The 2,638-nt window shown below is 72.0% G+C and carries 4 protein-coding genes; 2 read left to right on the forward strand and 2 right to left on the reverse strand.

All coding sequences use genetic code 11. The annotated features are described in order from the left end of the window. Positions 1–138: 138 nt before the first annotated feature. Together DDE13_RS22255 and DDE13_RS22260 are read right to left on the reverse strand one after the other, a co-directional pair. Positions 139–810, reverse strand: a complete 672-nt coding sequence (locus tag DDE13_RS22255; RefSeq protein WP_111406379.1) for a flagellar hook capping FlgD N-terminal domain-containing protein — start codon at positions 808–810, stop codon at positions 139–141. Between the two features lie 17 nt (positions 811–827). Beyond that, positions 828–2,033, reverse strand: coding sequence for a flagellar hook-length control protein FliK (locus DDE13_RS22260; protein ID WP_162631194.1), 1,206 nt, complete (start codon positions 2,031–2,033; stop codon positions 828–830). A 118-nt stretch (positions 2,034–2,151) separates the two neighbouring features. On the opposite strand from DDE13_RS22260, the gene DDE13_RS22265 reads away from it, so the two are divergent. Then, positions 2,152–2,445 carry a rod-binding protein gene (locus DDE13_RS22265; protein WP_394340320.1) on the forward strand — a complete coding sequence of 98 codons (294 nt, stop codon included), beginning with the start codon at positions 2,152–2,154 and terminating at the stop codon, positions 2,443–2,445. Next, positions 2,442–2,638 (forward strand): hypothetical protein (locus tag DDE13_RS22270; RefSeq protein WP_162631195.1); only part of this gene is annotated, 197 nt, incomplete at its 3' end. The genes DDE13_RS22265 and DDE13_RS22270, both read left to right, overlap by 4 nt.

A 2,638-nucleotide genomic window follows, 5' to 3' on the forward strand; every position in this document is an offset into this window, starting at 1 on the left:
CAGGGCCGGTCCCGCGACGGGCGGCGGGGGCGGGCGGGATCGGTCGCGGCACATGGGGCGGGGTCGTCTCCTGCTGGGCGGCGGCGTGGTGCCGCGGCCCGTGGGCCGCCCGAAGGTCCGCCTGCGGGATGTGCCATGTCAGTTCGCGGCCCGCAACGCCGTGATCCCGGAGACCGGCACGCGCGCGCCGCTGTCGAGAATGGCGACCGCCCCGTCCGCCTCGGCCCGCAATTCCGCCACGCGGGCGTAGCTGCCCACGGTGTCGGTTGTCACCAGACCGGCCGAATCGCGACTTTCCAGCGTCGCGGTATAGTCGCCCGCGGGCAGGGCCGCGCCGCTGGCGCCGGTTCCGTCCCAGACCATGGGGCCCGGCCCCGTGACGGCCATGCGGCGCACCTCGATCCCGCTGTCGTCGCGCAGCACGATCTCGGATGCCACGGCACCCAGCGGCATCTCGTAATGCAGTTCGACCGGGCCATCGGTGGCCCGGACGGGCGCGGTACTGCGCGCCTCCATCCCGACCCACCCCGCGTATTGCGACAGCCCGCCCATGGCCCCGGCGGCGCCCATGGCGCGCAACAGGTCGTTAGTCTGCACCTGCTGCTCGACCCCCGAGAACGTTGCGAGCTGCACGGCGAAATCCGACGATTCGACCGGGTTGAGCGGGTCCTGGTTCTTCATCTGTGTCGTCAGCATGGTGAGGAACGTGTCGAAATCCGCGCCGATCCGGGTTCCGGAACCGGCTTCGGCGGCTGGCGCGGCGCCCTGGCTGCCTGTCTGGGTGCCTGTCTGGCTGGATGAGATTTCCATGGTACCTGTCCTTTCCGTCAGAGCCGCAGGTCGAGACGTGCCGATGTGGCGCCGGTGCGCGGGGATGCGGCGGGGCCCTCGGCCGTCGCGGTCATGGTGTCGGCGACGCCGTCCCGGATTTCGGGGGGCGCCGCGGTGTCGGCGGACCGGTCGGGCCGGTCCCCGCCGGGGCCGAAATCGAATGCCACGTCGGTATAGCCCAGCGCGCGGAAATCGGACTGCAGCAGGCCGATATTGCGGCGCAGCAGGTCGTGGGTTTCCGGCCGCTCGGCCAGAACGCTGACATGCAGGACCCCGTCCTGCGCCGTCAGGCTGAGCCGGACGCGGCCCAGCTCTTCCGGGTTGAGCGCGACGTCGGTGCTGCCGTGCGGACCGTGGCGGACCGCCTCCACCAGCTGGCTGGCCATGCTGCGGGCGAGTTCCGTGCGGGGCGGATCGGCGCGCAGGGGATCGGTCCGCCCGTTTTCGGCGCGGGTAATCTCAATGTCGCGCGGCGCTGCCGCCGCGTCCTCGACCGATGCGTTGCCGTCGCCCGGCAACATGGCGGGGTCGGATGGCGCCTGCGGGACCGCGGGTATGCTGTTGGCCGTGCCGCTCGCCGCAACATCCGGCCGCGTGTCCGCCGTTGTGCGACCGTCCGGCATTGGCGCTGTGCGGCGCGCGGGGGGCTGTTCGCCGCGCTGGGCCGTCTGCCGGTTCATCCGCTCGGATGGCGATGCGGCGCTCGCTGCCGCCGTGGCCGCCGCGACACCTGGCATGGCGCCGCGCGGTTCCGTTGCCGTCCCTGTCGTGGCCGCTGCGTGCGCATCTGCAGGGGGGGGCTTGGGTTGCCCGGCATTCCCAGCGCCAGCGGCAGTGTCATGTCCGGGAGTGTGGGTCGGCACCTGCAGCACCGTTTTCCCGTCTGCGCGCGCGGCAGCGTCCGTGTGCGCCTGCAGGCCCGGACCGGCGTGAACCGACGCCTCCCCCGGCGGAATCTGCCGGTGGCGCGCCGACCCTTCGCCGACCTGCGCGCCGGAAGCCACCGGACCGGGAGCGCGGGCGGTCTCGGCGGCAAGCGCGAAGGTGTCGCTCGTATCGCTTCCGTCGGGCGTGTCCTGCGCCGCGTCCGCCGCCGCGAGCGTGAACGCGGCCGCGTCCGCGTCGTCCTGGCGCGGGTCGCGTGCGGCGCCGGACTGCGGCGGCGCCTGTCGCGCTGTCGCGGGCGGCGGGGAAGAAAGCATCTGCGGAATCATGGTGCACCTCGCAACGGGTATTCGGGAACAATCCGGCAACATCATTACCAATCCTTTACCGGCGTCCCGTCATGGTGGCGCTGTCCGAATTTTCGAGGAGGTGACGATGGACGGCGTTCACACGGCAAACGGCAGCGGATCGGTTTCGGGCCGCCCCGTGCCCATGACGGACGACACGGCGCGGCTGCGCGACACGGCGGTGAAGCTCGAGGCGCAGTTTCTTTCGGAGATGCTGAAGCATGCCGGGCTGGACGGACCGGCTTCGGACTTCTCCGGGGGCAGCGGCGAAGACCAGTTCGGGTCCTTCCTGCGCGACGCGCAGGCCATGCGGATGGCGGAGGCGGGCGGTATCGGGCTTGCGGAATCGATTTTCCGCGCATTGCAGGCGCGTGCGTCATGACCGCCATGCACAAGGACGCCGAGGCGCTTGTCGCCTTGCTCGACACCGAGCGGCGGCTGATTCTCGCCGGACGTTTCGAGGACCTGGGGGCCTTGCTGGACGACAAGGCGCGGCTGGTGGCGCGGCTCGGCGCCGACAGGCCCCCGGCGGCGGCGATCGGCAGGCTGCGCGCGCGCGCCGGATCGAACCTTGC

The organism is Meridianimarinicoccus zhengii, from assembly GCF_003254465.1.
Classification (GTDB): Bacteria; Pseudomonadota; Alphaproteobacteria; order Rhodobacterales; family Rhodobacteraceae; genus Meridianimarinicoccus; species Meridianimarinicoccus zhengii.

Bases quoted from the DNA above. Each gene is read 5' to 3' on its own strand.
- DDE13_RS22255 (WP_111406379.1), bottom strand. From the start codon at position 810: ATGGAAATCTCATCCAGCCAGACAGGCACCCAGACAGGCAGCCAGGGC.
- DDE13_RS22260 (WP_162631194.1), bottom strand. From the start codon at position 2,033: ATGCTTTCTTCCCCGCCGCCCGCGACAGCGCGACAGGCGCCGCCGCAG.
- DDE13_RS22265 (WP_394340320.1), top strand. From the start codon at position 2,152: ATGGACGGCGTTCACACGGCAAACGGCAGCGGATCGGTTTCGGGCCGC.